A 24,679-nucleotide genomic window follows, 5' to 3' on the forward strand; every position below is an offset into this window, starting at 1 on the left:
TGTGAGAGATAGCAAAAATAAAGCCCTACTAAAGTCTGTATCGGTCATTCTGCTTGGCTCTGCACTTAGCTCCGTCTTGCTGGCCCCCGCCGCCGAGGCCCGCGACTCCGGCGACTGGTTCCCGGGCAACGATTCCGAGATGGTCAACGTTCCCGGCACCACGGATTCGACGTTCGACTCGCGCGTAGAGCCGCTCGTGGGCCCGCGCGAACACAGCACTGTCGACTACGTCGGTTCGATGGGGCCAATTACGGGCGGAAACCGTAAGGGGATTACCAAGTTCGGTCCCCTAGCTCCCAGTTACGACGATTCTGCTGCTGAGGGGACTGCGGCGGTCGAGAAGTCCTTCTCTGACCATAACAGCCACGGTGGACAGCGCCAGCCCGTGATTTGGACCGGCTATTCGCAGGGCTCGGAAGTTCTCGGCGATGGCGCGGAGCGCGCCGCGGACAAGGGGGAGGTGGCCGAGGGAGACCGGATTCTGCTCCTTGCGGACCCGCGCAGTCCGTGGGGAATCCACCAGACAGCTACGACGCCGGCCGGCCGGGCGGTCCTTGGATCCGTCGGGTTCACACCGAAGGGGGCGCGAAACCCTGCGGACACGGGCGACGCCCAAGTCACCGAAGTCGTGATGAAATCCGACCCGACCGCGAATACTCAGTGGGATCCGTCCCGGCCGGCGGAGTCCATCGCCGTGAATCTGGTGGGGCAGACGATGGTGCACGGCGGCGTGAGCCCTACCAACTATGCCTACGCGCTGGATCCGTCGAGCGTGGAGGACGCCAAGTACTACAAGTCGGTTGAGGGAAATACCACCTACGCGGTGGTGGACACTCCGCATCCGTTCACGCTTGCGCAGGAGAAGGCCTATCACGACCTGGGAATTGAATATACAGACGAGGATGTGGACTCCTGGGAGCAGCGCTGGCAGGAGTACTATCCCATCTCTGAGCCGACTCCGGAAAACGCCGCCGTGCCGATGCGTCCCGCGACCCGCCAGGAGCTGGAGCAGTCACTGCCTCCTAAGGATTGCCAGCCGGCCGACGTCAGCGAGGACGAGCGTATGCCTCTGGAAAGCGCAACCCAATAGCGCGTCTGCTGCCGCGTCGGGATTAATCTAGGAAAGTAATATTGATATCTCTTTCCTAGATTGAAGGGCTAAGAGGTCTCGATGAAACGTTTGCGTTCGGGATGACTCGTCCGGTGATTCCGGTCGCCTGCCTGATGATTGCCTGCTCCAGCGTCCCCGCGGGGATAGCTGGAACAAGCGGGAAAATGCTCGTTACTGGGTTGAGCCGGCTACCGCGGCTAGTCCTGCTCGAGGGGCCCGAGCTCCTCGACGAGCACTTCCTGCGCGACCTTCATTGCGGAAAAGGCCGCCGGCGCGCCACAGTACCCGGAGGCGTGCACGATCGCTTCGGTGATCTCGGTGCGGGTCAGGCCGTTGGCCAGCGCGCCCTTGATATGCCCGCGCAGCTCCTCGGTCGCGCGTAGGGCAACCAACATTCCGATGTTGAGCAGCGAGCGATCTCGCTTGGCGAGGCCCTCGCGGCTCCAGACGGAGCCCCACACGGTCGCGGTGATGTGCTTCTGCAGCGTCTCTCCGTCGGAGCCCGCGTTGCGGGCAAGCGCCGCGTCGACGAATTCGTCGCCCATGACTTCGCGGCGGATGTCGATGCCGGCATCGTAGCGTTCAGAGGAGAAGAGGTTATCGTTTGGGTTGCTCATGCTGTTTTAGCTTAGGTCAGGAGGGGCGACGACATTGACAAAGGCTCCCTAACCTGCCTGAAAAACATCGTTGACCTGCTGATTAGGAAGTTTTCAACAACGCTTGCTACTCTTTGTCAAGTCCGCAGCGAGCAGAGATGCTTTTGAGCAGATTATGCCCCGTTCGTCTAGCGGCCTAGGACGCCGGCCTCTCACGCCGGTAACACGGGTTCAAATCCCGTACGGGGTACAAGGCTTCTCCCCGCAATCCTTTCGAGGGTTGCGGGGAGTTTTTGTTTAGCTCAGATGCTGTGAGAGCTCCGCGGCGGTCATTTGAACCGCGTTCGCAATGCTGTCGATACTCTTCACGATTCGGCTAGTCGGGCCGGCTATTGCGAGTGCGGCCACGACGCGCTCACCTCTGAATATAGGTGCTGCGACCCCGCTGACCTCGGGGACGACTTCGCCTCTGTTTATGGACACTCGCTGTTGCCTAATCTGCTGGAGTTCTTCTAGGGCCCGTTGCCGCTGCATGCTGTCCTTTATGGCTTCGTCCAGGTATCGTTCGGCGAATCCGTCGGGGGACCATGCGAGAAAACACTTTCCCGAACTGGTCGGATAGAGCGGTCGGCGAGTTCGCTGGGGTACCGAGTAGCGGATGATCTGGGTCGATTCGAAAGACTCCGAGTACACAACGCCGTCGCCGACAAATCGAGAAAGCATGACCGATTCGTCGAATTGGTCGCGCAGCTCTGCAAGGAGTGGGCGTGCTGCCTCCTCCACGGAAGCGGGCGCACGGGACAATAGCGTGCCGACTGCCGGCCCCACGAAATAGGTGCCGTTGGTCTCGGTCAGGTAACCCAGCGCCACTAGGCCCTTTGTCAGCGCGTGGAGGGAAGACTTCGGGGCCTGTAGCTCGAGTGCCAGGGTGTTGAGCCGCACGCCGTGGGGGGACTTCGCTGCTTCCTCAAGTATGCCCATCACTCGGGAAACCGTACGGTGCTCTTTTCCTGCAGGTTGAGTTCTCATTGTTCGGGCCGCTCTTTTTGCTTCAAAACTTTTTTAGCCAAAACCTTGACAGTATCTTTTTGTGATTGAAATCATAGTTCGTATGCAAGATTGGCAGTTCCTATATAGGAACGCAAGCCGACGGCGACGCTAATAGGCGTCGGTAAGCGGAGGGAGGCTCTAGTTGAGGAGAGGAAAAGGCCTGTATCGAAAAGTGGCGGCCGCGCTGACTGCGGCGGCGGCCCCGGTATTCCTGGCGAGCTGTACGGCGGGTGGCGACGGCTCTGCGGCAAAGCTCGTGATGGGCGACAGCTTCAGCGCGAAGCATCCGATGGGGGCGGGCGGCACTCAGAAGGTGGTGAAGGCTCTGGAAGAAATGGCTCCTGAACTGGGGCTTGAGTTCGAGTATTTCAGCAGCGGGCAGCTGGGCAAGCAGTCGGACATGGCCACGATGGTGCGCACGGGTGCGGCGGACATCGCGCCGATTTCGCCGGCGTATGTCGGTTCGGAGATGCCGCTTGCCAGCGTCGGTGACCTGCCGGGGCTGGGCAACGATTCCTGCGTTTCGGCCTACGCACTGCGCAATCTTATGGACAAGGGCGGGATACTCTACGAAGAGGAGCTAAAACCGCTGAACCTGCGCGCGCTGTGGGTTGGGTCGATCCCTTCCTACGAGGCTCTGACGGCCAACCGTGAGGTCCGCGTTCCAGGGGATCTGAAAGGCACGGTCCAGCGTTCGACCGGAGGCGCCCATGACCGGGTGGTTGACTCTGTCGGGGCGGCCGGCGTGGCGATGCCGATCGGCGACCTCTACGAGGCCATCACGAGGGGGACGGTAGAGGGGACAGTCGCGTCGCCAGTCTCGATTACGCCGTATGGGCTGCACGAGGTCTTGCGTTACTCAACGAAAGGGGCGAACCTCGGCTCCTTCAGCACGGTGTTCGCCATAAACGAGGACACTTGGCAATCCCTCACGCTAGAGCAGCGGCGGGTCCTGTCCGAGCTGGCGGACGACGCCCAGCAGAGCCTGTGCGAGGGGCTCAACGACTCCGCTGACAAGCAGCTGGTTGAGATGGAGAAGGAAAACGTGAAGTTAATCGACGTGTCGCAGCAGCGGTCCGAGTGGGATGCGCTGGCAAGGCCTATTCGCGACAAATGGGTACGCGACCTAGAGGCCATTGGCCGACCTGCTGGCGAAGTCATGAGATCTTACGAGAAGGCCCTGCAGGATAACGCCGGCCGCGCGGAAAGGGGCAAGTGATGGAGAGCATCATTCTCCACCCCGGCCATCACGGCACCGGGCGGCGTACGACTTACGGCTTCATTACCGATGACTATCAGGCGCTTCACCGCTTCCAGAATTTCATCTCGGGTATCTGTGCGTGGATTGCCGGTACTGCGACCGTCACTGTCGGAGTGCTGACCGTGGTCGAGGTATTCATGCGCGGTGTCCTGGCCCGCCCGCTCGGGTGGAACGTCGGCTTTTCGGAGCGCTACCTCATGGTGGCAATCGCATTTTTCGGTCTTGTCACGGCGTATCGGACGGGTGCGCATATTGCCGTCGCTTCCCTCTATGGGAAGTTTGCACCGCGAACGCGGAAAGTATTGATGCTGCTCACTGAGGTTATCGTCGCCGGCGCATTCCTATCTCTGGCGGTGGCGGGGGTCGATAACGTTGCCTTCTCTGTCTCCATCGACGAGCGAATCCCGCCCGGAATGGCCGATCTTCCGTGGCCCAGCTGGACCTGGCGGATCCTCGTGCCGACCGCCGCTGTGCTCGGATTCGTCGTTGTCGCAATAGATATTTTCCGTGAGCTCACCACTAGCTGGTCCGCACCCGCGACGGATTACGAGCCAGGAGAGGAGTAGGGCGTGCTTTTAGCAATCATTCTTGTCACACTTATTGTGCTCATTATGTTGCGAGTGCCAGTTGCCTTTTCGATCCTCGGCACTGGATTTCTCGGGCTAGTCCTCCTCGGCGGGCTTGGACACGCATTGCCAATCCTCGAAACAGCCCCCGCCACCGCGGTGCGCAATTCCTCTCTATCGGCCATTTCTCTCTTCATGTTGATGGCGCAGTTCATGCTGATGTCGGGTCTGCTGGACTCGCTTTTCGACGCCGCCAGGTCCCTGGTCGGCCGCATTCCGGGCGGCACGGGTGTCGCCTCGGTGGGCGCGGGCACGGCATTCGCCGCGGTGTCCGGATCGTCGACCGCGGCGGCCGCGACCCTGGCCCAGACGTCGACGAAGCGCATGCTTTCCGAGGGCTACCAGCAGACCGTCGCTAGTGGCCTTGTTGCCTCCGTCGGAACACTCGCTGCGATGATTCCGCCGAGCATTATCCTCGTTTTTTATGCGATTACCGCAGAGGCATCGGTGGGAGATGTCCTGGTAGCTGGGTTTTTCCCAGGCCTGCTCATCGCAATTGCTATGGTGGCGACGATGTACGTCGGCATGGCCTTTCAGAAAGGGGCAGTGCCGGCCGGGCAGCGTTCGACCTGGGCGGAGAAGTGGAAGTCCCTGTGGCACGCATCGCCGCTGCTGTTCATTTTCGTTGCAGTCGTCGGCTCGATTTTCCTCGGAATTGCGACACCGACAGAGGCTGCCGCGCTCGGCGCGTTGGTGGCGTTGATTCTGGTTGTTGCACGCGGGCGCTTTACGACGCAGAAGTTCTTGGTTGCCGTGGCGGAAACGGTGAAGTCTACCGCGATGATTCTTGCCATTGTTATGGCTGCGCACGTGTTGGGGCACTTCCTGACTGAGACCCGCACAGCTCCGAAGCTGGTTCAGGCTATCGAGGATTCCGCCATGCCGGCGCTGCTTGTAATGGTTCTCATTGCGGCGTTTTACGTTTTGCTGGGCTTCTTCATGGATCAGGTTGCGATCATCGCGTTGACCGTGCCGATTGTCCTGCCCGTGGTTGAGGAACTGGGATACGACGCAGTGTGGTTCGGAATCTTTATGATTCTGCTTGCCGAAGTGGGCATGATTACGCCGCCGATGGGGCTTAACGTGTTCGTGGTTTCAAAATCTTCGGGTATCCCAGCGGTGGTTGTTTTTAGGGGAGCGTTTCCCTATGTGGTCGTCATGCTACTGATGGCGATGGTGTTTCTGCTCTGGCCGGGGCTAGTTATGTGGGTTCCGAATCTGATGGGATAGCAAAAAACTAGTCGGGGACTAGTGCATGAAGTATTAGTACAGGAAACCGAAGTTGATAGATCCCTGGTTCGGCACGTTGTTGATGCCTGGTGAGGGAAGGGGGCGGGGAGCTCGGGGACCGTGCGGCCTGCTTTTGTGTCACACGGGATTGTGCGTGACTAAGCGGTGGTAATTCTCGTTAATCAACCCTCAGTGTTTTCTTAACTCGCGGCGATTCGTATGAACTCCGCGATGTCGTCACTTGGCTCGTATCCTCGCCGCAGTACCGCACTGATGGGGCGATCGAAGCGAATCTCGGCGGGGAGAATCGTAATCTTTCCTAGTGTGACCTGGTCGGCAATTGCGCCAGTAGAAATTATGGCCGGAGCGTTGAGGGCTAGAATTCCAGACCGCTGAGCCGAAAGTGAACCGAACTCGCCCGCCGGTTCGGCCATATTTCCAAGCGCGTCCTCGATGACTCGACGGCTTCCTGATCCTGGTTCGCGCACAATCAACTGCGTGCTGCGTAAAAGTTCTGCGGAAATAATGGCTCTCTGCTCCCATGGATGGCCCTTGGGCACTGCGACGGCCAGTTCGTCGGTTCCGATTGCTACTTCTTCTAAGTCGTGGCGGGGTTGTCCTCCTTCGACGATTCCTAACGGGACGGTCCCCTCGGCAACCATTTCCCGTACCTTATGAGAATTGGCCTGAAGCATGGTCAGCCGCACTGATGGGTGTCCAGCGTGGAACGTTGCTGCCCACCCTGGGTAGTAGATCTCTGCAACCGTATTTGATACCGCGATACTGAGACGTCGGGGGCTATCGTCGGCAAGCAAAGTGGAGGCTAGGGAGCTGAAATGTTGGCACGCGCCCAAAAGTTCAGGAATTGCGCCGAGGATTTCCGCTCCGCGCTCTGTCGGGGAGACTCCGTAGGGGGATCGGTCGAATAAGTCAAAGCCCAGTGAGCGCTCGGCGCGGGCGATGCGGGCTGACATGGTCTGCTGGTGGATGCCGGATTCGCGGGCGGCCATCGAAATGGATCCTGTGCTGGCGACGGCCAGGACGGCCTCGAGCTCTTCCACTGCAGGTAGGTTGGGGTACATGTTTTCATGGTACCCCTGACAAAAATCGTTGTTGCCCTGGTTTCTTCGTCGGGCCCGCTAGGTTTGCAGCATGCATGTGGTTAGGAATATCGGTGCGCGGACGAAAGGTGGGCGTAGCGTTCTCGCACCCCCGGGGCCCGCGTGGGCGGGCTCACTGATGGGTACTTCCATCTTTGCGACTCTCGCTCAAACTCATGGCGTGCCCATTGTTCCGGCGCTTCTCATGGTGGTCGCCATTGGGGCGTTTGTATTCATCGTGGTCGGCTGGTTGTCATATCGCAATCCCGGGTGGGGCAGTCATCTTATGGCGCCGTGGGGAATGTTCGCGATGGGGGTGATGTCTGTAGGCTCCGCCGCGACGGCCGTGGTGGGGCAGGGATTGTGGCAGGAAGCTTCCTGGTGGTGCGGTGCGCCGCTGGCCTTCGTTGTCTGTCTGAATCAGTTGCGCGGCTTCCCGGGGGTGCCGACTTTTCAATGGGGGCTCGCTCTTGTGTCTCCCATGGTCGCTGCGACAAGTGCTGGGCAGCTGTCTGCCCGCGGTGGATTGTTTGCCGATTTCTATCATTGGGCGGGCGTTGTGGCCTTTTGTCTCGCGTTTTTCACCGCGTTGCCGATTTTTGCTCGCTGTTACCTCGCTGCCATTTACGGGCGCCTCGATATTCCCGAAACCCTTGCCGGCACCGCTTGGATTCCCCTTGGGGTGGTGGGGCAGTCCACCGCCGCTGCGCAGGTTCTTTTTGGGGGCAGGTTTGCAGTGGTCTATGGGTTCGCCATGCTCGCCGCCGGGATTGCTCCCGCCGTTTTCGCTTTCCGACGATTCGTGCGTGCCGTTATCTGCTGGGCTGGCTATAGTCCCGGTTGGTGGGGGTCGACTTTTCCTGTTGGCACCCTGTGTCTGGGGGCGCACTTGCTCTCCGGTGCGACCGGATATGCGTGGTTGGACATAGTTAGCGTCGGTTTTCTGGCTCTGTTGGCCGTGCACTGGGTCGCATGTGTTGCTCGTTTTGGGTGGTGGGCGATGGTCGAATAAGGAGATGTCGGGAAAATATTCGATGAGCTATTTACTAATGATTCGAATGGGTGTACGATTTGGGTAGCTAGAAAAACAAGGCTTTCCGCCGGGGAGGGGATTGCTCGTGGGGGAAATGGAATCGGCTTACTGGGCGCATCAGCAGCCCGAAGATGAGCTGTCGGCTCTGGTTCGGTCGTCTAATCTCGCTTTGCTAAATCTGATTGAGGCATGTTGTCCGGACGGTGATGACGATGTTGAGCTTCACGCCGGCACTCTCGGTATTCGACTGGGGCTGAGTCGCGGGAAAGTTCTGCAGCTGTGCGAGATTGGGCTGATGTTGCGCCGAATGCCCCGGGTGGCGGCTTTCGCTCGGGAAACTGCGGCGCTCGGTCTACCGCACCTGAATATTATTTCTAATGGCACCTACGGCGTATTGGATGAGCAGGTTGAAGCCGTCGAGGCGGAAATCCTGGAGCTTCTGACTCCGGTGAAGTGTCGGCAGGCAATGGTTGGTCCGCGGACCTTGAACAATCGGATTGGTGATATCGTCGCTGAATTCGACGACCGGGCGCGTGGAGACGGGAAAGTCCCGAATGTGGTGTCTTCCGAGTCCGTCACTCTGCAGACACTGGATGGGGGAGAGTACTCGCAGATTATTGCGACCCTGCGGCCAGATCGCGCGCATCTAGTTATGTCGGCAATCAAGGCCGCATCTGACAAGTTGACCGCAGGCAAGCGCAAGGAACAGGAGGAGCCCGCCGGTCGCGTCCCCCTGCCCGAAGCCTTAGTCAAGTTGATCACGCAGCAGACCGAAGCGGAGGTTGTGTTAAATATCTTCCGCAGCCCGGACTCGGACAATGCCTGGTTTGACGGTGCTGAGTGGCTTGGTGCGCTCGCGACCGAAGAGTGGATGCGCGAGGTGACGCACGTTCGGCTATCTGGGGACAGTGCCACGGACGGCTACCATCCGACCCCTGCCCAGGTTGCTCGCGTGCACGGCAGGGATGGCACTTGCCGCTTCCCGGGCTGTGAGACCCCGGCGCATAAGTGCGACTTGGATCATATTCAGCCCTTTGACCAGGAAAGCCCTGAAAGCGGCGGGCCTACAGATACTCAAAATCTGCACTGCCTGTGTCGTCGTCACCATAACCTGAAAACGCACAAACTTTTCGATGTAACCGCGTTTGAAGATGGCACCGAGTTGTGGACTTCGGTTGACGGCACCACAGCAGTCAGCGTCCCGAGCGGCCCGATGGCCGGCTTCGGGCGGCAGACCTTCGACCAGCGTATGACGCGAAAGCTCAAAGCCAGGCACCAAAACTACATCGACTGGCTGATGTCTTTTTCCGTGTCCACGGTCTTCGTTGAGGATGAGGATGAAGAGGAAATGTCGGGGGAAGATAGCAGCGACAAGTAGTTGAGCAGTTCTTTGGGCCGGTCGCAGTAGAACTGTATTTCAGTGATTTTACTCGGTTTTTTGGCTTGCCACGGCCATTGGTCAGGTAAGGCAGCGGTGGGGTGTGTAAGCATCAGTCTGACATTTGTGCCATTGCTGCCACCGAGTATAAGAACTCCGCTGGTGATGTCGCGTGCCTTCGAATAGTAAGACCTGTATTGGCAAGCGGAGGACACGAAGGATAGAGGCACACGGCAGATTTCCTTACCGAAATGACGAAAAACAATCTCATTTTTGGTTAGGAAATGCGGATAGACAAAGCCGCGACCGACAAATGCCCAAAGGAGCAGTAGGGAATATACGGAAACGAACAGTACAACCCACCGGGTGAGACCAGTAAGAAGTAGCTCAACTACAAAAATTTCGACGACTGACACGCAAGTCATCGCAATTGGGAGTGAGAGTCTCCCAGACTTAGCCAGGATAGGTTGTGAGTCTTCGGGAACAGCAAGGATTTTGCGAATCCAACGAAGGAGATCCCGCCAAAGTGCCAATTCGTGAAGGAGAAGACGAATTCCCGGGTGCTTGGCAGCCAAAGTAGTAACTTCTTTGAACTTCATAGACCCTGATCTTCCGCAATTTTCTTGGCCATTTCCGCATACGCCAATATTTGGGCTCCACGAATCTCTATGTCAGCGGCGTTGAGATGAATTTCATTACCCGGGCTAAGAGGGAGACCTGCCAGCCAGCAATCAGGGAATAGCTCTTCGAGTTGGCTCACTAGCTGGGTTGCTCGATTCGAATTTGGCTCAAGTTTTCCGAGCTGAAGCCAGATATCCTCAATAGCCCTGCTTGTCTCGACGATGTGCAAGTTTGTGAGCCTTTGTCTGAGAGCCTTCCAAGTGTCCTCATCTGCAATTTTTAATAGCGCCATTATTTGAAACGAAGCAATTTCACGTGCTGCGAATTCCTCATCGCGAAAAATCTGTCGAAGTAAGATTTGGATATCGTCGGGGACTGCAAGTTGGTGATTGCTCAGAGCTAGGAGGCGTTGGCGTTGCGACTTAAGCAGTCGAATTTTGTCGTCGAGTAACGATAAGGCGCGGTCAATATCGACTTCATCATCAATGTCGGAGAGCGGTACTCCTGCGTCAGAAAGTGCCTTAGCGCGGAGTATTCGTGCGAGATCTGAAAAACCATAGTTTCGGTATCCATTGGCATCTCGTAATGGCTCCGGGACAATGCCTATCTGGTGATAATGCCTGATGGTCCGTGGAGTGCAGCCGACAATTCTTGCGATATCCGAGGTGCGCATACCTCAATCCTGAACTATGACGCTACGTCATAGTCAAGGCGCTAAAGCCTCGCGTGCCCGCGCCTAGACTGATCTTCCCGCGGTGCCACGGCTAGCGCTGCGGCGGGAAACGCTGCCGTCACTGCGAACAGTGCGGGGAACCCGAACGCGGCGACAATGGCGCCAGAAATTGGGGGAGTCGCCGCGTAAATAATGTTCTGGAACGTGTTTTGCGTGCCCATCGCGCGGCCCGACCAGAAGGGTCCTGCGTACTCGGCCACGGCGGTGAACGCCAGGCCATTCGGGCTGACCACTGCTACGGCCAGAGCGCACGCCAGGATGGTTCCGGTGAGTCGCAGGCCAGCAGCGTCGGCAAGCATCATTGCAATCGAGAGCGCGGCGGTGACTGCGGCGACCCAGCGGTAGGGGCGAATGCGCGAGCGGACGCGGTCGGATACAAACCCCATCGCCGCGCGTGAGCCAGCACCGAGGAGCTGGGCGACCATCACAATCGATCCGGCCGCGCCACTGGAATAACCAACCGACAGTAACCAGACTAGGATGTACGCGCCCATCATCGACTGCGGCCAAGACAGTAGAGCCGAGGCGATGTGGATGCGAACCAGGTACCGCGACCCTCGATAGGGGCTTGCCGTCTCGGTAGAGCTGTGCGCGTCGGGGCGCGGTGGATTCTTGACTCCGATGAGCACCAGCACAGCGAGGGCCGCGCACAGTAGTGTGGGCATCAACAGGGCCCCGGAAATGCCGTAGGTTTGGGCCAGCGGGTGCATCGTGACCGCCGATAGTGCCGCGCCGAGCGGCTGTGCCATCTGGCGGATGCCCATCGCCGTTCCGCGCTGATTCGGCGGGTACCAGCCTGACACCACCCGGCCCGACGCGGAATTCACGCTCGCCGCGGCGCAGCCCGCCATAAACAGCGCACCGCCTAGTAGCGCGGGGCTTGCCGACGCCGCCCAGGCTGCTAGCGCCGTCGTAAAGGCGGTGGAGGATAGGCCTGCAAAAAGGGCCGCGCGTTCGCCGTAGCGATCGACGAACCATCCCCAGGCGATGAGGGTGAAGACGATGCCCGCTGCGGGCATGGCGGCAATGAGGCCTGCGGCGGAGAGGCTGAGCCCGGAATCCTCGAGAGAGGGAATCAGAAAAGGCACGCCCATGTGGACGACGGAGGAGCCCACCGCCGCGAACATGGACAGAAAAAGGACGACGTGGCGGTAATAAGAAGGCATTACAGGCGCGAGCTCATTTCCTTCGCGGCCTCCAAGACTTGGGTGCCCCAGCACTGGTACGGGGAGGGCAGCATGCGCTCGACGGGGCCGGACACGGACAGAACGGCAATCATACGGCGGTGCGCATCAAATACGGGAGCCGAGACGGAGGCCAAGGCGGGATCGCGCTCGCCCATTGACTCGGACCAGCCAAGGCGGCGGCAGTCCTCGAGGTCCTGCTGGGTGAAATCTGCCTCGGGAAGGAGACGCTCGGCCAAGTCAACAGGGCCGAAGGCGAGAAGAACGCGCGCGGCGGAACCGGCCGTCAGAGGCATGCGCGAGCCGACGGGAACGGTATTGCGCAGGCCGGTGGCGGGCTCCATGGATGCGATGCAGGTGCGGGTGTCGCCGGTGAGACGATAAAGCTGGACGGATTCGCCGGATGCCTCGACTAAGCGGGGGAGGATGTGGGCGGCGGCGTCGGCAAGCAGGTCGGTGGTGACCGGAGTAATCTCGGTGAGGCCGGGACCAGTGGTCCAGCGGCCATCGGGGGTACGGGTGACCAGGCGGTGGACCTCGAGAGCGGTGGCCAGGCGATGTGCCGTGGCGCGGGGCAGCCCGGTGTCCTCGCAGAGCTCGGCGAGAGTGCGCGGATGGTCCGCAACTGCCTTGAGGATAAGTACCGAGCGGTCGAGAACTTTAATGCCGCTTAGGGCAGCGGTCTCCGATGTGCTAATCTGTCCCATGCCATGATATTAACATCTCATAATTTGAGATAAAAGGTGCGGGAAATAAAACCCGCAAGTTCACATCCGGAAGGCGGCTCACCCACCATGCGCACCACGGACACCAGCCCGAAGACCCTCGCCGAGAAGGTCTGGCGCGATCACGTTGTCAAGCAAGGCGAAAACGGCGAACCAGATCTGATTTACATCGACCTGCACCTCGTCCACGAGGTTACCTCCCCGCAGGCGTTCGATGGTCTGCGCCTTGCCGGACGCAAGGTGCGTCGCCCGGATCTCACCATCGCGACCGAGGACCACAACGTTCCTACCACGGTTGCCGGTGGCGCTATCAATCTGATTGCCGAGCCGACCTCCCGCACCCAGATTGCAACGCTTCGCAAGAACGCCGAGGAGTTCGGCATCCGCCTGCACCCGATGGGCGATCGCGAGCAGGGCATTGTTCACGTCGTCGGCCCGCAGCTGGGCCTGACCCAGCCGGGCACCACCGTCGTCTGCGGCGACTCGCACACCGCGACTCACGGCGCGTTCGGCGCGATGGCTTTTGGCATTGGCACATCCGAGGTCGAGCACGTCCTTGCCACCCAGACCCTGCCGCTGAAGCCGTTCAAGACCATGGCGGTCAACGTCACCGGCGAGCTGCAGGAGGGCGTTACCTCCAAGGACCTGATTCTGGCGATTATCGCCAAAATCGGCACCGGCGGTGGTCAGGGGCACGTCATCGAGTACCGCGGCTCGGCTATTGAGAAGCTGTCGATGGAAGCACGCATGACCATCTGCAACATGTCCATCGAGGCGGGTGCCCGTGCCGGCATGATCGCCCCGGACGAGACAACCTTCGAATACCTGAAGGGGCGCCCGCACGCTCCGGCAGGCGAGGAGTGGGACTCCGCCGTCGAGTACTGGAAGTCCCTGGTCACCGACGATGACGCAGAGTTCGACACCGTCGTCGAAATCGATGGATCTGCGCTGACCCCATTCGTCACATGGGGTACCAACCCGGGCCAGGGTATTCCGCTGGGCGAGCGAGTCCCGGACCCCGAGCTAATCGCCGAAGACTCCGAGCGCATCGCCGCCGAGCGCGCACTCGAGTACATGGACTTAGCTGCCGGAACGCCTATGCGCGAGGTTGGCGTCGACGTCGTGTTCGTCGGCTCCTGCACCAACGGCCGTATCGAGGACATGCGTGCCGTCGCCGATGTATTGAAAGACCGCAAGGTCGCGGACGGCGTCCAGATGCTCATCGTCCCGGGCTCGGCAAAGGTCCGTGAGCAGGCAGAGGCAGAGGGCCTCGGCGAGATCTTCACTGCGGCGGGCGCTGAGTGGCGCATGCCGGGCTGTTCCATGTGCCTCGGCATGAACCCAGACCAGCTGACTCCGGGCCAGCGCTGCGCGTCGACCTCCAACCGTAACTTTGAAGGACGCCAGGGCAAGGGTGGTCGCACCCACCTGGTCAGCCCCGCCGTCGCCGCCGCCACCGCAGTGGCCGGCCACTTCGCGTCCCCCGCCGACCTATAAAATCCGCCGACCCGTAGAGAATTAAGGAACTCACCAATGGAAAAGTTTGTCACCCACACCGGCGTCGGCGTTCCCTTGCAGCGCTCCAACGTCGACACTGACCAAATCATTCCGGCCGTTTACCTAAAGCGCGTTACTCGCACCGGCTTTGAGGACGGCCTGTTCTCCAACTGGCGCAACAACGAGGCCGACTTCGTCCTCAACCGCCAGGCCTACGCTTCCGGCTCTGTCCTGGTCGCGGGCCCCGACTTCGGCACAGGCTCCTCCCGCGAGCACGCCGTCTGGGCCCTGATGGACTACGGTTTCCGCGTCGTCATCTCCTCCCGCTTCGCCGACATCTTCCGAGGTAACTCCGGCAAGGCCGGCCTTCTGGCCGCTCAGATGTCCCAGTCCGACGTCGAGTTGCTGTGGAAGCTGCTCGAGGCCAACCCTGGCATGGAACTCACGGTCAACCTGGAGGCCCGCACCGTCGAGGCTGGCGAGCAGGTCCTCCCCTTCGAGGTCGACGACTACACCCGCTGGCGCCTGATGGAGGGGCTTGACGACGTCTCCCTGACGCTACGCAATGAGGAAGACATCGTGGCATATGAGAACAAGCGCCTCAGCCACAAGCCGAAGACGCTGTAGCGGCTCGGCGTTTCAGGTAGCCCCGCCTCCTCGTGTGCACTTTAGCGCTCGTTAGCGACTGTAGAGCAGCCGAGAGCGAGCGCTAAAGTCGCCAACCAGCGCTAAAGTGCCCGTGGAGGAAGCCGTCCGGTAGCTCACCCCTACTTCACCGGTAGCGCCGAGGCGTAGTAATCGGCGGTGGTGAGCACACCGTCGTTGAAGCCGAGCACCCAGGCGGAGCCCTTCTTGCAGTTGATTTCACCATCGAGCGGCAACGTGCCCTTCGCGGACAGTGATGCCAGAAGATCGGGGATGGTCAGCCCCTGCGAGCAAATCACGCTGACCCCACCCTCGGCGATGACCTCGGCGAAGGCCTTCTTCGCCTTAACTAGGTTGGAAATCCAGAACTCGTCGCCGAAGCGCTCGTCGACTGTGACATCCATGCCGAGCTCGGCAGCAAGGGGTGCGACCGTGTCCTGACAGCGCACCGGTTCCGCCGAGTAGATGCGCTCAGGCCGGAACCCCTCCAACGCAGAGACAAGCAGCTCCGCCTGCCGACGCCCCTTCTTGTCCAGTGGGCGCAGGGAGTCGTTGCCATTCCAATTCGCCCGGCGATGGGCGCGCCCGTGGCGCACCAGAATCACGCGGGTGTCGGGCTCGTTGCTCATGCGTTTGCGGGCCTTGGCCAGAACCTCGCGGTCGAGCTCGTAGGACACCAGCTTCTCCGCTTCGTCCCAACCTACCCAACGCAGCTCGTTGACCTCGGAATTCTTCTCGAAATCGCCGTCGAGCACCTCGGCGGTCCAGTACCAGACCAGCTTGGTGCGACCAGCGACGGGATAAGAGACGTTACCGAGCAGCTTGCCCAAGCGCACGCGATAGCCGGTTTCCTCCCAGATCTCTCGCACCGCCGTGGCCAGCAAGTTTTCCCCGGCATCCAGCTTGCCCTTGGGAAGGGACCAGTCGTCGTAATGCGGGCGGTGAATCACACAGACCTGGGGGTCCGCAGGATTTCCCCGCCAGAGGACGGCACCGGCGGCGAAGGTCGGCTTGGAGATACCTTCGGCGGGCTTGACGGGAATCTCCGTGAGGCGGCCGGTGACGAAAGTGTCGCCTTTGCGGTCCTTGTCCTCTTCGTGCATCATCTGAAATTCCCTCCGAGTCTCGACGTTATGTCCAGTTACCCAAGCTTAGTAGCCGTTCGGGGGTTCGTCGCGCCGGATTGCTCGCTAGACTGGTGGCAAATTACACACGTGAGAATTGAGGCGAGAGCGATGGTGGCTGTATCGGTAATGGGCGCGGGCTCCTGGGGTACGACGCTCGCGAAGGTATTCGCGGACGGCGGCAATCCGGTAAAACTGTGGTCGCGCCGGGCTGAGCAGTCCCAGCGCATCCAGATTACCCGCGAGAACCACGACTACCTGCCCGGACTGTGGCTGCCTAACAACATCGAGGCAACCTCCGACGCGGAGTATGCGCTTGCCGACGCCGACGTGGTGGTCCTCGGCGTTCCCTCCCAGACCCTGCGTTCCAATTTGGAGGCGTGGAGAGACCACATCGGCCCGAAGACGATCCTGCTGAGCCTGGCGAAGGGCGTGGAGAAGAAAACCCATCTGCGCATGAGCGAGGTCATCGCGGAGGTCACTGAATTCGAACCCGAACGCATTGCCGTTCTTTCCGGGCCAAACCTTGCTCGCGAGGTTGCGCTCGAGCAGCCCGCCGCCACCGTCATTGCCTGCTCGGACGAGAACAACGCCAAGATGATTCAGGCTGCCGTGGCGACCAAGTACTTCCGCCCCTACACGAACACCGACGTAATCGGTTGCGAGATCGGCGGCGCCTGCAAGAACGTCATCGCGCTGGCCTGCGGTATGGCCTCCGGGCAGGGACTCGGCGAGAACACCTTGGCCACCATCATTACGCGAGGGCTGGCGGAAATCACCCGCCTGGGTGACGCGGTAGGTGCCGAGGCGAAGACCTTCGCAGGGCTCGCGGGAATCGGCGACCTGGTGGCCACCTGCTCCTCGCCGCTGTCTCGTAATCGCACGTTCGGTGACCGCCTCGGCCGCGGTGACACTCTGGAGCAGGCGCAGCACGCGACCCGTGGCCAGGTTGCGGAGGGCGTGATTTCGTCCATTTCGGTTCGTGACCTCGCCCGCAGTAACGGGGTAGAGATGCCAATTACCGAGGCCGTCTACGCCGTCTGCCATGAGGGGATGAAGGTCGACGAAACGATTCGCGCCCTGATGGGTCGCAGTCGAAAGTCAGAGTAGAATCTCCAACCATGACTTCGCCGAATACTTCGCCTGAAAACCGCATCGCCGTCGCCGTAATCTACGGCGGCGCTAGCCCGGAGCACAATGTCTCCTGTGTCTCGGCCGGCGCGATTATGGAGCACCTGGATCCGGAGCGATTTCGCGTCGTCCCCGTTGGCATTACCCGCGAAGGAACGTGGACCGTCGGCACCAGCGACATTGAGTCGCTCAAGAAGCACGGCCGGGAACTGCCCGAGGTACCCGCGGGCGGCGAGGAAATCGCGCTGAGCGTCGATTCCGCCCGTCGCGGCGAGCTGCGCTTCATCGCCGGAGACCGCGCCGGTGAGGTCTATGACAAAGTTGACGTCATCTTCCCGGTTCTTCACGGTCCCCATGGTGAGGACGGCACGATTCAGGGCTTGTTCGAGCTGTCCGGCGTGGCCTATGTGGGGCCGGGCGTGTTGGCGTCGTCGGCAGGCATGGACAAGGAGCGGACGAAGAACCTGCTGCATGCGGCGGGTCTTCCCACGGGCGATCAGGTCGTGCTGCACCTCGGTGAGGAGCTGACCGAGGGGGAGAAGGAGCGGCTGGGGCTGCCTGTGTTTGTGAAGCCGGCGCGCGGCGGCTCCTCAATCGGCATTTCGCGTGTCGACGACTGGGCGGCCCTGGGCTCGGCCATTGCTCTGGCCCGTGAACACGACTGGAAGGTCATCGTGGAGGCCGGAATCGACGGCGCGGAGGTGGAGATCGGTGTCCTGCAGCGCGCGGACGGCGAGATTCAGGTGTCTGTCCCGGCGCTGCTGAACGGGACGGAGGACTCGGATGAGGGCTTCTACGGTTTCGAGACGAAGTACCTGGATGACGTGGTCACGGCCCAGATTCCAGCGCAGCTGCCGCAGCAGGTGCTCGATGAGCTGGCAACGGACGCGCGACGAGCATTTCGTGCTCTCGGTTGCGACGGCCTGACCCGCGTCGACTTCTTTGTCACGGAAGCGGGGCCGATTATCAACGAGGTCAATACGATGCCAGGGTTCACCCCGATTTCGATGTTCCCTCAGATGTTCGCGGCCTCCGGGGTGGCCTACCCGGATTTGCTGGCCGCGCTGATCGACCGCGCGCTGGTGGCGCGGAGGTAGTTCTTACTTCGCCTCGGAGGGGGAGGTGTTCTTCAGGTTGTCTGCAACGACACCGGAGACTACCGGCAGCAGGCTTGAGGCATCCGACATCGGCATGTTCACGGCGACGAAGCGCTCGCGGCCGAGGGCAAACCAGGTGCCGGAGGTGCCCGACGACAGCGTCGGCTCGTTGAACCACACGATGTCGCCGACCTGGGTCAGCTGCTTAGCCACGCCGTAGCTCGGTGCCTCGTCGACGCCGCAGCGCAGGGTAATCGGGTCGGCGTCGGTACCGCCCCAGACCACCATGTCCTTCGGCAGCTCGGTCGGAATCTCATCGGCGCCGAGAATGTGGCGGCCGCCGAGCTCCTTGGGTAGGGCCGAGTTAAGGCCCTTGCAGAGGTTGTCGGCCTTCGGAGCAGCCAGGTTCGCCAGCGGGATCGGTCCGCGCTTCGGGGCGTTGTTGTAATCGGAGTCGGGGCGCAGTGCCTCGGCGAGGTCCGCCAGGGCGTCTTCGGCGTTAGCGTTGCCCTCAGCGGTGATGGCGACGACAGGCTCGCGGCCGACGGTGAACCAGGTGGACAGGGAGCTATCGGTAGAGTCCACGACGCGCAGCCACTTCACGCCTCCGACCTCCTGCGTCGATGCCAGGTCGTTGTACTGCGCCGGCACGGGGGCGCCGCAGCGCAGCGTGATGCGATCTTCGTCGATGTTGCGGTACACGGCAGCGCCCAGCGGCGCGGGCTCGGCAACCTGTGCGCGCACGAGACCCGCCGCGCGACCCGGCAGGCGGTCGAGGAGGGCAGCGCACTCGGGGGAATCGTCTGCGGGGAGCTCCGGGTTGGAAATCGCGACCGGCTGGGCCGCCTGCTTGTCCTGTACGTATTTGGCAACGCCGATAACGCCCAAAACCGCAACGACCGCTACGGCAAGTGCGATAGCCGCGCGCCGACGGCTACTGTTGTTCTGTACAGCTTCTCCCGATTGAGGTGCGTTTCCCATAAGGCCAATCCTACGTTGCGCCGGGGAGACCGAGACAATGACTCGTTAATGCCTACTTAATAAGGACCGTGAGAGTAACCGTGACTGAGCAGTTTGGCGGACCGCCCCGCGAACAGACGATTGCTGATATCGGCGAATTTGGTGTGATTGAAGCGATTCGGGCCATCGCCCCTTCTGCGCGCAACGGCGACGATGCCGCAGTGCTGACCCAGACAACCCCGAACGCCCGCTTCGTGGCCTCGACGGACATGCTGGTGGAGGGGCGTCACTTCCGGTTGGACTGGTCCACGCCCCAGCAGATTGGTGCGAAGGCCGCAATCCAAAACTTTGCGGATATCGAGTCGATGGGTGCGCGCCCGACGGCAATCCTCTTCGGCATCTCCGCGCCTCTTTCGACCCCGGTCCGGGTAGTAACCGGAATCGCGGAGGGGCTGTGGGGCCAGGGCAAGCAGTGCCCCGCAGAGCTAGTCGGCGGCGATGTGGTCAGCGGCGACAGCCTGGTCATCTCCATCACGGCAATGGGGGAGCTCGGCGGTCTGTCGCGGCCGCTGCTGCGTTCTGGCGCGAAGCCGGGAGACACCCTGATCGCGTCGGGACGCATCGGATACTCGGCGGCGGGTCTGGCCCTGCTGGAACGCTTCGGCTCACCGGGCGCGGTCCCGGAGCAGTTCGCGCCGCTAGTTGCCGCGCACTGCACGCCCGAGTTCGAATACCGCCGCGGCTCGACCGCGCGCGCCGCAGGAGCACGATCGCTGACCGACAACTCTGACGGTTTCGTCGTCGACATCGGGGCGATTGCTAAATCCTCCGGAGTAACCGTCGAGGTCGATGGGGATGCAATCGCTCCCGACGAGCTGATGTGCGCCGCCGCGGATCACCTCGGCGCCGACCCGTGGGACTGGGTGCTCACGGGAGGGGAGGACCACACGCTTCTCGGCTCCATCCCAGGCGAGCCCCCGACGGGGTTCCGCCGCATTGGTCAGGTAGTACGCAGCAAGTTTGATGCCGTGCTCATCGACGGCGAGGCCCCCGCGCACGACAGCGGCTGGGTGTCGTTCTAGCTGGGTGCCGTTTCGAAAACAGATTAAAAAGAAGAGAAGTATGATGGCGGACGCTAACAATTCAGCTAAATCAGCAAATCCAGCGCCACTTCCCGTCGAGGAGGGCTGGGCCCGGGTGCTCGAGCCCGTGGCGGATGATATTCACCGCATGGGGCAGTTCCTCCGCGAGGAAAATGCGGCCGGTCGCGGCTACCTCCCGGCGGGCTCCGATGTTCTTCGCGCCTTTACCTACCCGTTCGACGAGGTCAAGGTACTCATCATCGGCCAGGATCCCTACCCGACGCCGGGGCACGCGATGGGACTTAGCTTCTCCGTGCAGCCGGATGTGCAACCGGTCCCGCGTTCGCTGGCGAACATCTTTAAGGAGTACTCGGCGGACCTGGGCCTGCCGACGCCTGCCAACGGCGATCTCACCCCGTGGTGCCGCCAGGGAGTTGCGCTGTTCAACCGGGTACTCACGGTCTCGCCTGGCGCGCCGGCGTCCCACCGTGGCAAAGGTTGGGAAGCAATCACTGAGCACGCCATCAAGGCGCTGGTCGCCCGTGACAAGCCGCTGGTGGCAATCCTCTGGGGCCGCGACGCTCAAAACCTGCAGAAATGGATGCCGGGTGTTGACTGCATCTGTTCTCCGCATCCGTCGCCGCTGTCGGCGTCGAGAGGCTTCTTCGGCTCGCGCCCGTTTAGCCGCGCGAATGACTCATTGGAGCGCCAGGGTTCGGCGCCCATCGACTGGACCCTGTAGGTAAAGTGAGTGTCCATGTCATTGGAGTCTTCGGTTGAATCCCTAAACGGCCAAGCGATCCTCGGCTGGGTTCGCCGGGGTGTCGACGTTCTGCAGCGCCGCCGCGACGAGATTAACAGCATGAACGTCTTCCCGGTCCCGGATTCGGACACGGGGTCGAACATGCTCGCCACCCTGGGCGCGGCATATTCGTCCGCGGAGCAGGTCGATTCCAGCGATGTGCGCGCCGTGGCCGCAGCACTGGCCGCCGGTGCCGTCCGGGGTGCCAGGGGCAACTCCGGAACCGTCCTGTCCCAGGTATTCCGCGCGCTGGCTGAGGCCGCCTCCGACCGGGGGATCACCGTCGCCGCCATCAGGCATGCGCTGAAGCTGGCGGTGCGCCACGTCGCTCACGCGATTGCCAACCCCGTCGAGGGAACTATCCTCACCGTGCTGCGCCACGCGGCCGTGTCCGCGGAGGAATACCAGGGCGAAAGCGTCGCGGAGCTCGCAGCCCATGTCGCCACCGCCGCCCGCGATGCGCTGGGCAAGACTCCGAGCCAGCTGTCCGCCCTGCGCGATGCCGGGGTGGTCGACGCCGGTGGCGCGGGGCTGGTGCTGCTGTTGGATGCGCTTTCCGACGAAATCTCCGGCCGCAGCGCGGCGCCCGTCGACCTTCACGTTGATGCCGCGGCGCCTTCCGCTCCGGAGATGGAGGTCATGTACGTCATCTCGCTACAGGGCGCGGACGCTGCCAAGGCTCTGCGTGAGCGCCTGGACCCGCTGGGCAATTCTCTCATTGTCGCCGGCGAGGGGGAACCCAGCGCGAGCGCGGAGGAGGGCAGCGTCTACATGGTCCATATCCACTCCACGGACCCCGGCGCAGTTATCGAGGCCGCGCTGGATTTCGGGCGCCCGGAGGGAATCAGGATCGAGGTCCTGGAAGGCCTCACCGTCGCGGTCGGTGGCGAAGGCTCCGCGACGAAGGGGAAGCGGGTCGTCATCGCGGTCGTCCCCGAGGGGCCGCTGACACAGCTGGTCTCCTCCTCTGGGTCGATCGCGGTGTCGCCGACTCCCCGTGCGGACGCCTCGCAGGACGCAGACAGCGAGTTCGATGATGACGTCATCACCAAGGTTCTCGCCGCCATGCGCTCAGTGCCGGGGACGGGCGAGGTGATGCTCTTGCCAAACGGTCTGGTCAGCGGAGACGAGCTGGTGCAGATCGAGATGACCGCGGCCGCCGGGCAGCATACCCTCGGCATTGTTCCCACGGACTCGATTGCGTCGGGTCTGGCCGCGCTGGCCGTGCACGATGCCTCGCGGCCGCTGGCAGTGGACGCCTACGCCATGAGCGAGGCATCGTCGGGAATCCGCACGGCCTGCCTGAACGCCGAGCAGGATCGTCCGCTCGATGAGGCCCTGGTCGCCACGGTCACAGACATGCTGGGACAGGGAGGCGAGCTGATTACGCTACTGCTGGGCAACCACGCTGTGGCCTCCGCAGTGGAAGTGCTGCGGGCCGAACTCGCCCGCACCCACGCTCACGCCGATGTCGTCGCCTACGACGCGACCGGCATTGACGACGCGATCCAAATTGGAATCGAGTAGCGATGCTCGGCTGGCTCGGCTCGGACTACGCCCGCACCCCGCTCAATATCGTGGTGGGGCCGAAAATCGCAAAGAAACTCCGCACTGCCTACGGGGTTGAGACCGTCGCCGACGCGCTGACCGTGTTCCCGAAGCGCTACGTTGCGCAGGGTAAGAGCCTGGACGTCTCCTGGTCGGACCTGGGCGACACCATCACTACGGTCGTCGAGGTTGATAACATCCTGCCCGCGCCCGCCCACGGCAGCTACGACCGCAAGCGCCCCCTCAAGCTCGTCGTCAGCGACGGCGTGCGCCGACTTCCGGTCGCGATCTTCGGCCAGGAGTGGCTGCGCAAAGTTCTCTACCCCGGGATCCGACTGCTCATCATCGGCACCTTGAGCGAGTTCCGCGGCGAGCTGCAGCTCAAAAACGTCGACTGCATGGTCTTAAACAACGACGGCACGCCCGGCGTGGCGACCGGAAAGCTCGCTACGCTGACCAAGACTGCCAAGGGGCTGGCCGAGATGCAGCGGCTGCTGACACGGCCCTACCTGCCCATTTACCGCGGCCGCAAGGGGGTCGCCGGCATCCACATGGCTCTGTACATGCAGCGCATCCTCGAATGGCTACCGCTGCAGCCGGACCCCCTCCCGAAGCCGCCGCTCGGCCTGCCCGCCTTCGACGACGCCCTGCGCGGCGCTCACTTCCCGACAGTCGCCGGGCCGGATATTGCGCTCGATCGCCTCAAGTACGACGAGGCACTCGAGTTGCAGCTGGCCGTCGGCAAGCGGAGGGAAGTGCAGGAGACTCTCGAGGCGCCCACGTGCGCTGCCCACCCGGGCGGGGTGCGCGATCAGCTGCGCGCCGGGCTGCCCTTTTCGCTTACCGACGGCCAGGACTCGGTCGCGGCCGAGCTGGAGCAAGATCTGGCGGGCTCGCACCCGATGAATCGGTTGCTGGCTGGTGAGGTCGGCTCGGGTAAGACGGTCGTGGCGCTGCTGGGGATGGCGCAGGCGATAGATGCGGGCAGGCAGTGCGTGCTGCTCGCGCCGACGGAGGTTTTGGCGCAGCAGCATCACCGCTCGATTTCGGCGATGCTCCGAAAAGCGGGCGTCGACGTCACCGTGCGGTTACTGACTGGCTCGGCTCCGACTGCGCAGCGCAGGCAGACCCTGCTGGAGGCGGTCAGCGGCGAGGCGGACATTGTAGTCGGCACGCACGCGCTGCTCAGCGAGGGTGTTGAGTTTTTCGACCTCGGCCTGGTTGTGGTGGACGAGCAGCACCGCTTCGGCGTCCGCCAGCGCGATCGGCTGCGCAGTAGGGGGCGTGGGGGACTCACCCCGCACCTGCTGGTGATGACGGCCACCCCAATCCCGCGTACGGTCGCGATGACCATCTTCGGCGACTTGGCTGTCTCGCAGCTGACGCAGCTGCCGAGCGGGCGCAAGGAAATCCAGTCCTTCGTGGTACCTACGGTGGAGCTGCCGCGTTGGGAGGAACGCACCTGGGAGCGAATTGGCGAGGATATCGATAAAGGCAACCGAGCGTTCATCGTCTGCCCGCGCATTACTGCCGACCCTGAGCAGTTTCTCGACGAGTCGGTGGAAAACGTGACTCGTAAGGCGCGGGAGAAGTTGCCGAACGTCCGCATCGGGCAGCTGCACGGCCAGATGGAGTCCGAGGAAAAGGACGAGGTCATGCAGGCATTCGCCGCCGGCGATCTCGACGTGTTGGTCTCCACTACAGTGATTGAGGTGGGCGTCGACGTGCCGGAGGCGACCATCATGATGATCCGCCGCGCCGAGAGTTTCGGTATCTCCCAGATCCACCAGCTGCGCGGGCGCGTCGGCCGTGGCGACCGTGGCGGCCTGTGCTTTTTGTGCACGCACACTCACTCTGGCACTCCGGAGCGGGCGCGGTTGGAGCGCATCGCCGCCACCACCGACGGGGTGGAGCTCGCCGAGCTGGACTTGGCCACCCGCAGCTTCGGTGACCTGCTCGGCGACGACCAATCCGGCATTGCCACGGGTCTTGGGCTGGTCGACCTCACCACTGACGGCGCCATCATCGAGCGCACTCGTGCCGACGCCTCCCACCTCCTGGCCGAAGCACCCGATCAGGTCGATAGGCTGATCTCGGACATCGACGACGAGCAATCGGGATACCTCGACCGCTCGTGAGTAAACT

The 24,679-nt window shown here is 62.1% G+C and carries 22 protein-coding genes and 1 tRNA gene; 15 read left to right on the top strand and 8 right to left on the bottom strand.

Annotation, left to right across the window (positions count from 1 at the left end; translation table 11 throughout):
• Nucleotide 1 precedes the first annotated feature (1 nt).
• Nucleotides 2–1,090 carry a PE-PPE domain-containing protein gene (locus CLAC_RS04825; RefSeq protein WP_053411933.1) on the top strand — a complete coding sequence of 363 codons (1,089 nt, stop codon included), beginning with the start codon at nucleotides 2–4 and terminating at the stop codon, nucleotides 1,088–1,090.
• A gap of 218 nt (nucleotides 1,091–1,308) precedes the next feature.
• Here the strand turns inward: CLAC_RS04825 and CLAC_RS04830 are convergent, their stop codons facing one another.
• The gene (locus tag CLAC_RS04830; protein WP_053411934.1) at nucleotides 1,309–1,728 is read right to left on the bottom strand and encodes a carboxymuconolactone decarboxylase family protein; all 420 of its coding nucleotides are present in this window, start codon (nucleotides 1,726–1,728) and stop codon (nucleotides 1,309–1,311) included.
• Between the two features lie 156 nt (nucleotides 1,729–1,884).
• Here CLAC_RS04830 and CLAC_RS04835 point away from each other — a divergent pair.
• Nucleotides 1,885–1,957: transfer RNA gene (locus CLAC_RS04835), tRNA-Glu, on the top strand.
• A 47-nt stretch (nucleotides 1,958–2,004) separates the two neighbouring features.
• On the opposite strand, the gene CLAC_RS04840 is transcribed toward CLAC_RS04835, so the two are convergent.
• Entirely contained in the window at nucleotides 2,005–2,736 is a 732-nt protein-coding gene (locus CLAC_RS04840) for an IclR family transcriptional regulator (RefSeq protein WP_053411935.1), read from the bottom strand.
• A 193-nt stretch (nucleotides 2,737–2,929) separates the two neighbouring features.
• Between CLAC_RS04840 and CLAC_RS04845 the strand changes: the two genes are divergently transcribed.
• The 3 genes from CLAC_RS04845 to CLAC_RS04855 are packed head-to-tail and all read left to right on the top strand — an operon-like array spanning nucleotide 2,930 to nucleotide 5,874.
• Complete coding sequence (locus CLAC_RS04845; RefSeq protein WP_156324776.1) at nucleotides 2,930–3,976, top strand: TRAP transporter substrate-binding protein; 1,047 nt, start codon at nucleotides 2,930–2,932, stop codon at nucleotides 3,974–3,976.
• The gene (locus CLAC_RS04850; protein WP_053411936.1) at nucleotides 3,976–4,584 is read left to right on the top strand and encodes a TRAP transporter small permease; all 609 of its coding nucleotides are present in this window, start codon (nucleotides 3,976–3,978) and stop codon (nucleotides 4,582–4,584) included. Before CLAC_RS04845 ends, CLAC_RS04850 begins: the two co-directional genes overlap by 1 nt.
• 3 nt (nucleotides 4,585–4,587) lie before the next feature.
• Nucleotides 4,588–5,874 carry a TRAP transporter large permease gene (locus tag CLAC_RS04855; RefSeq protein WP_053411937.1) on the top strand — a complete coding sequence of 429 codons (1,287 nt, stop codon included), beginning with the start codon at nucleotides 4,588–4,590 and terminating at the stop codon, nucleotides 5,872–5,874.
• 200 nt (nucleotides 5,875–6,074) lie between these two features.
• Here the strand turns inward: CLAC_RS04855 and CLAC_RS04860 are convergent, their stop codons facing one another.
• Nucleotides 6,075–6,956 (bottom strand): LysR family transcriptional regulator, encoded by an 882-nt coding sequence (locus CLAC_RS04860; protein ID WP_053411938.1) that lies wholly within the window; start codon nucleotides 6,954–6,956, stop codon nucleotides 6,075–6,077.
• A 70-nt stretch (nucleotides 6,957–7,026) separates the two neighbouring features.
• Between CLAC_RS04860 and CLAC_RS04865 the strand changes: the two genes are divergently transcribed.
• Together CLAC_RS04865 and CLAC_RS04870 are read left to right on the top strand one after the other, a co-directional pair.
• Nucleotides 7,027–7,986, top strand: coding sequence for an SLAC1 family transporter (locus CLAC_RS04865; protein WP_082313118.1), 960 nt, complete (start codon nucleotides 7,027–7,029; stop codon nucleotides 7,984–7,986).
• 115 nt (nucleotides 7,987–8,101) lie between these two features.
• Nucleotides 8,102–9,385, top strand: coding sequence for an HNH endonuclease signature motif containing protein (locus CLAC_RS04870; RefSeq protein ID WP_053411939.1), 1,284 nt, complete (start codon nucleotides 8,102–8,104; stop codon nucleotides 9,383–9,385).
• A gap of 595 nt (nucleotides 9,386–9,980) precedes the next feature.
• Here the strand turns inward: CLAC_RS04870 and CLAC_RS04875 are convergent.
• From CLAC_RS04875 to CLAC_RS04885, 3 genes are read right to left on the bottom strand one after another with little or no spacing between them, the layout of a single operon-like run.
• Nucleotides 9,981–10,679: a MerR family transcriptional regulator gene (locus tag CLAC_RS04875; RefSeq protein WP_053411940.1), complete on the bottom strand. Its 699-nt coding sequence runs from the start codon at nucleotides 10,677–10,679 to the stop codon at nucleotides 9,981–9,983.
• A gap of 41 nt (nucleotides 10,680–10,720) precedes the next feature.
• Nucleotides 10,721–11,905, bottom strand: a complete 1,185-nt coding sequence (locus tag CLAC_RS04880) for an MFS transporter (protein WP_053411941.1) — start codon at nucleotides 11,903–11,905, stop codon at nucleotides 10,721–10,723.
• A complete protein-coding gene (locus CLAC_RS04885; RefSeq protein ID WP_053411942.1) occupies nucleotides 11,905–12,630 on the bottom strand; it encodes an IclR family transcriptional regulator in 726 nt (241 codons plus the stop codon). Before CLAC_RS04885 ends, CLAC_RS04880 begins: the two co-directional genes overlap by 1 nt.
• 87 nt (nucleotides 12,631–12,717) lie before the next feature.
• Here CLAC_RS04885 and leuC point away from each other — a divergent pair, with 87 nt between their 5' ends.
• Both leuC and leuD read left to right on the top strand, forming a co-directional pair.
• Nucleotides 12,718–14,145: a 3-isopropylmalate dehydratase large subunit gene (gene leuC / locus CLAC_RS04890; protein ID WP_053411943.1), complete on the top strand. Its 1,428-nt coding sequence runs from the start codon at nucleotides 12,718–12,720 to the stop codon at nucleotides 14,143–14,145.
• A gap of 36 nt (nucleotides 14,146–14,181) precedes the next feature.
• Nucleotides 14,182–14,772, top strand: coding sequence for a 3-isopropylmalate dehydratase small subunit (gene leuD, locus CLAC_RS04895; RefSeq protein WP_053411944.1), 591 nt, complete (start codon nucleotides 14,182–14,184; stop codon nucleotides 14,770–14,772).
• A 140-nt stretch (nucleotides 14,773–14,912) separates the two neighbouring features.
• Here the strand turns inward: leuD and CLAC_RS04900 are convergent, their stop codons facing one another.
• Nucleotides 14,913–15,893, bottom strand: a complete 981-nt coding sequence (locus CLAC_RS04900) for an NUDIX hydrolase (RefSeq protein ID WP_053413278.1) — start codon at nucleotides 15,891–15,893, stop codon at nucleotides 14,913–14,915.
• A 132-nt stretch (nucleotides 15,894–16,025) separates the two neighbouring features.
• Here CLAC_RS04900 and CLAC_RS04905 point away from each other — a divergent pair, with 132 nt between their 5' ends.
• Both CLAC_RS04905 and CLAC_RS04910 read left to right on the top strand, forming a co-directional pair.
• Nucleotides 16,026–17,024, top strand: coding sequence for an NAD(P)H-dependent glycerol-3-phosphate dehydrogenase (locus tag CLAC_RS04905; protein WP_053411945.1), 999 nt, complete (start codon nucleotides 16,026–16,028; stop codon nucleotides 17,022–17,024).
• Between the two features lie 11 nt (nucleotides 17,025–17,035).
• Nucleotides 17,036–18,142, top strand: a complete 1,107-nt coding sequence (locus CLAC_RS04910; protein ID WP_053411946.1) for a D-alanine--D-alanine ligase family protein — start codon at nucleotides 17,036–17,038, stop codon at nucleotides 18,140–18,142.
• A gap of 3 nt (nucleotides 18,143–18,145) precedes the next feature.
• On the opposite strand, the gene CLAC_RS04915 is transcribed toward CLAC_RS04910, so the two are convergent.
• Entirely contained in the window at nucleotides 18,146–19,123 is a 978-nt protein-coding gene (locus CLAC_RS04915; protein ID WP_053411947.1) for a DUF3515 domain-containing protein, read from the bottom strand.
• Nucleotides 19,124–19,203: 80 nt separating this feature from the next.
• On the opposite strand from CLAC_RS04915, the gene CLAC_RS04920 reads away from it, so the two are divergent.
• From CLAC_RS04920 to CLAC_RS04935, 4 genes are read left to right on the top strand one after another with little or no spacing between them, the layout of a single operon-like run.
• Nucleotides 19,204–20,184 carry a thiamine-phosphate kinase gene (locus CLAC_RS04920; protein WP_053411948.1) on the top strand — a complete coding sequence of 327 codons (981 nt, stop codon included), beginning with the start codon at nucleotides 19,204–19,206 and terminating at the stop codon, nucleotides 20,182–20,184.
• Nucleotides 20,185–20,224: 40 nt separating this feature from the next.
• Complete coding sequence (locus CLAC_RS04925) at nucleotides 20,225–20,926, top strand: uracil-DNA glycosylase (protein WP_425388806.1); 702 nt, start codon at nucleotides 20,225–20,227, stop codon at nucleotides 20,924–20,926.
• Nucleotides 20,927–20,941: 15 nt separating this feature from the next.
• Nucleotides 20,942–22,513: a DAK2 domain-containing protein gene (locus tag CLAC_RS04930; RefSeq protein ID WP_053411949.1), complete on the top strand. Its 1,572-nt coding sequence runs from the start codon at nucleotides 20,942–20,944 to the stop codon at nucleotides 22,511–22,513.
• Between the two features lie 2 nt (nucleotides 22,514–22,515).
• Nucleotides 22,516–24,672 (top strand): ATP-dependent DNA helicase RecG, encoded by a 2,157-nt coding sequence (locus CLAC_RS04935; protein WP_053411950.1) that lies wholly within the window; start codon nucleotides 22,516–22,518, stop codon nucleotides 24,670–24,672.
• The last annotated feature ends 7 nt before the right edge of the window (nucleotides 24,673–24,679 follow it).

This window comes from Corynebacterium lactis RW2-5, assembly GCF_001274895.1.
Lineage (GTDB): Bacteria > Actinomycetota > Actinomycetes > Mycobacteriales > Mycobacteriaceae > Corynebacterium > Corynebacterium lactis.

Bases quoted from the DNA above. Each gene is read 5' to 3' on its own strand.
- CLAC_RS04830 (WP_053411934.1), bottom strand. From the start codon at position 1,728: ATGAGCAACCCAAACGATAACCTCTTCTCCTCTGAACGCTACGATGCC.
- CLAC_RS04840 (WP_053411935.1), bottom strand. From the start codon at position 2,736: ATGAGAACTCAACCTGCAGGAAAAGAGCACCGTACGGTTTCCCGAGTG.
- CLAC_RS04850 (WP_053411936.1), top strand. From the start codon at position 3,976: ATGGAGAGCATCATTCTCCACCCCGGCCATCACGGCACCGGGCGGCGT.
- CLAC_RS04860 (WP_053411938.1), bottom strand. From the start codon at position 6,956: ATGTACCCCAACCTACCTGCAGTGGAAGAGCTCGAGGCCGTCCTGGCC.
- CLAC_RS04865 (WP_082313118.1), top strand. From the start codon at position 7,027: ATGCATGTGGTTAGGAATATCGGTGCGCGGACGAAAGGTGGGCGTAGC.
- CLAC_RS04870 (WP_053411939.1), top strand. From the start codon at position 8,102: ATGGAATCGGCTTACTGGGCGCATCAGCAGCCCGAAGATGAGCTGTCG.
- CLAC_RS04875 (WP_053411940.1), bottom strand. From the start codon at position 10,679: ATGCGCACCTCGGATATCGCAAGAATTGTCGGCTGCACTCCACGGACC.
- CLAC_RS04880 (WP_053411941.1), bottom strand. From the start codon at position 11,905: ATGCCTTCTTATTACCGCCACGTCGTCCTTTTTCTGTCCATGTTCGCG.
- CLAC_RS04885 (WP_053411942.1), bottom strand. From the start codon at position 12,630: ATGGGACAGATTAGCACATCGGAGACCGCTGCCCTAAGCGGCATTAAA.
- leuC (WP_053411943.1), top strand. From the start codon at position 12,718: ATGCGCACCACGGACACCAGCCCGAAGACCCTCGCCGAGAAGGTCTGG.
- leuD (WP_053411944.1), top strand. From the start codon at position 14,182: ATGGAAAAGTTTGTCACCCACACCGGCGTCGGCGTTCCCTTGCAGCGC.
- CLAC_RS04900 (WP_053413278.1), bottom strand. From the start codon at position 15,893: ATGCACGAAGAGGACAAGGACCGCAAAGGCGACACTTTCGTCACCGGC.
- CLAC_RS04905 (WP_053411945.1), top strand. From the start codon at position 16,026: ATGGTGGCTGTATCGGTAATGGGCGCGGGCTCCTGGGGTACGACGCTC.
- CLAC_RS04910 (WP_053411946.1), top strand. From the start codon at position 17,036: ATGACTTCGCCGAATACTTCGCCTGAAAACCGCATCGCCGTCGCCGTA.
- CLAC_RS04915 (WP_053411947.1), bottom strand. From the start codon at position 19,123: ATGGGAAACGCACCTCAATCGGGAGAAGCTGTACAGAACAACAGTAGC.
- CLAC_RS04925 (WP_425388806.1), top strand. From the start codon at position 20,225: ATGATGGCGGACGCTAACAATTCAGCTAAATCAGCAAATCCAGCGCCA.
- CLAC_RS04930 (WP_053411949.1), top strand. From the start codon at position 20,942: ATGTCATTGGAGTCTTCGGTTGAATCCCTAAACGGCCAAGCGATCCTC.
- CLAC_RS04935 (WP_053411950.1), top strand. From the start codon at position 22,516: ATGCTCGGCTGGCTCGGCTCGGACTACGCCCGCACCCCGCTCAATATC.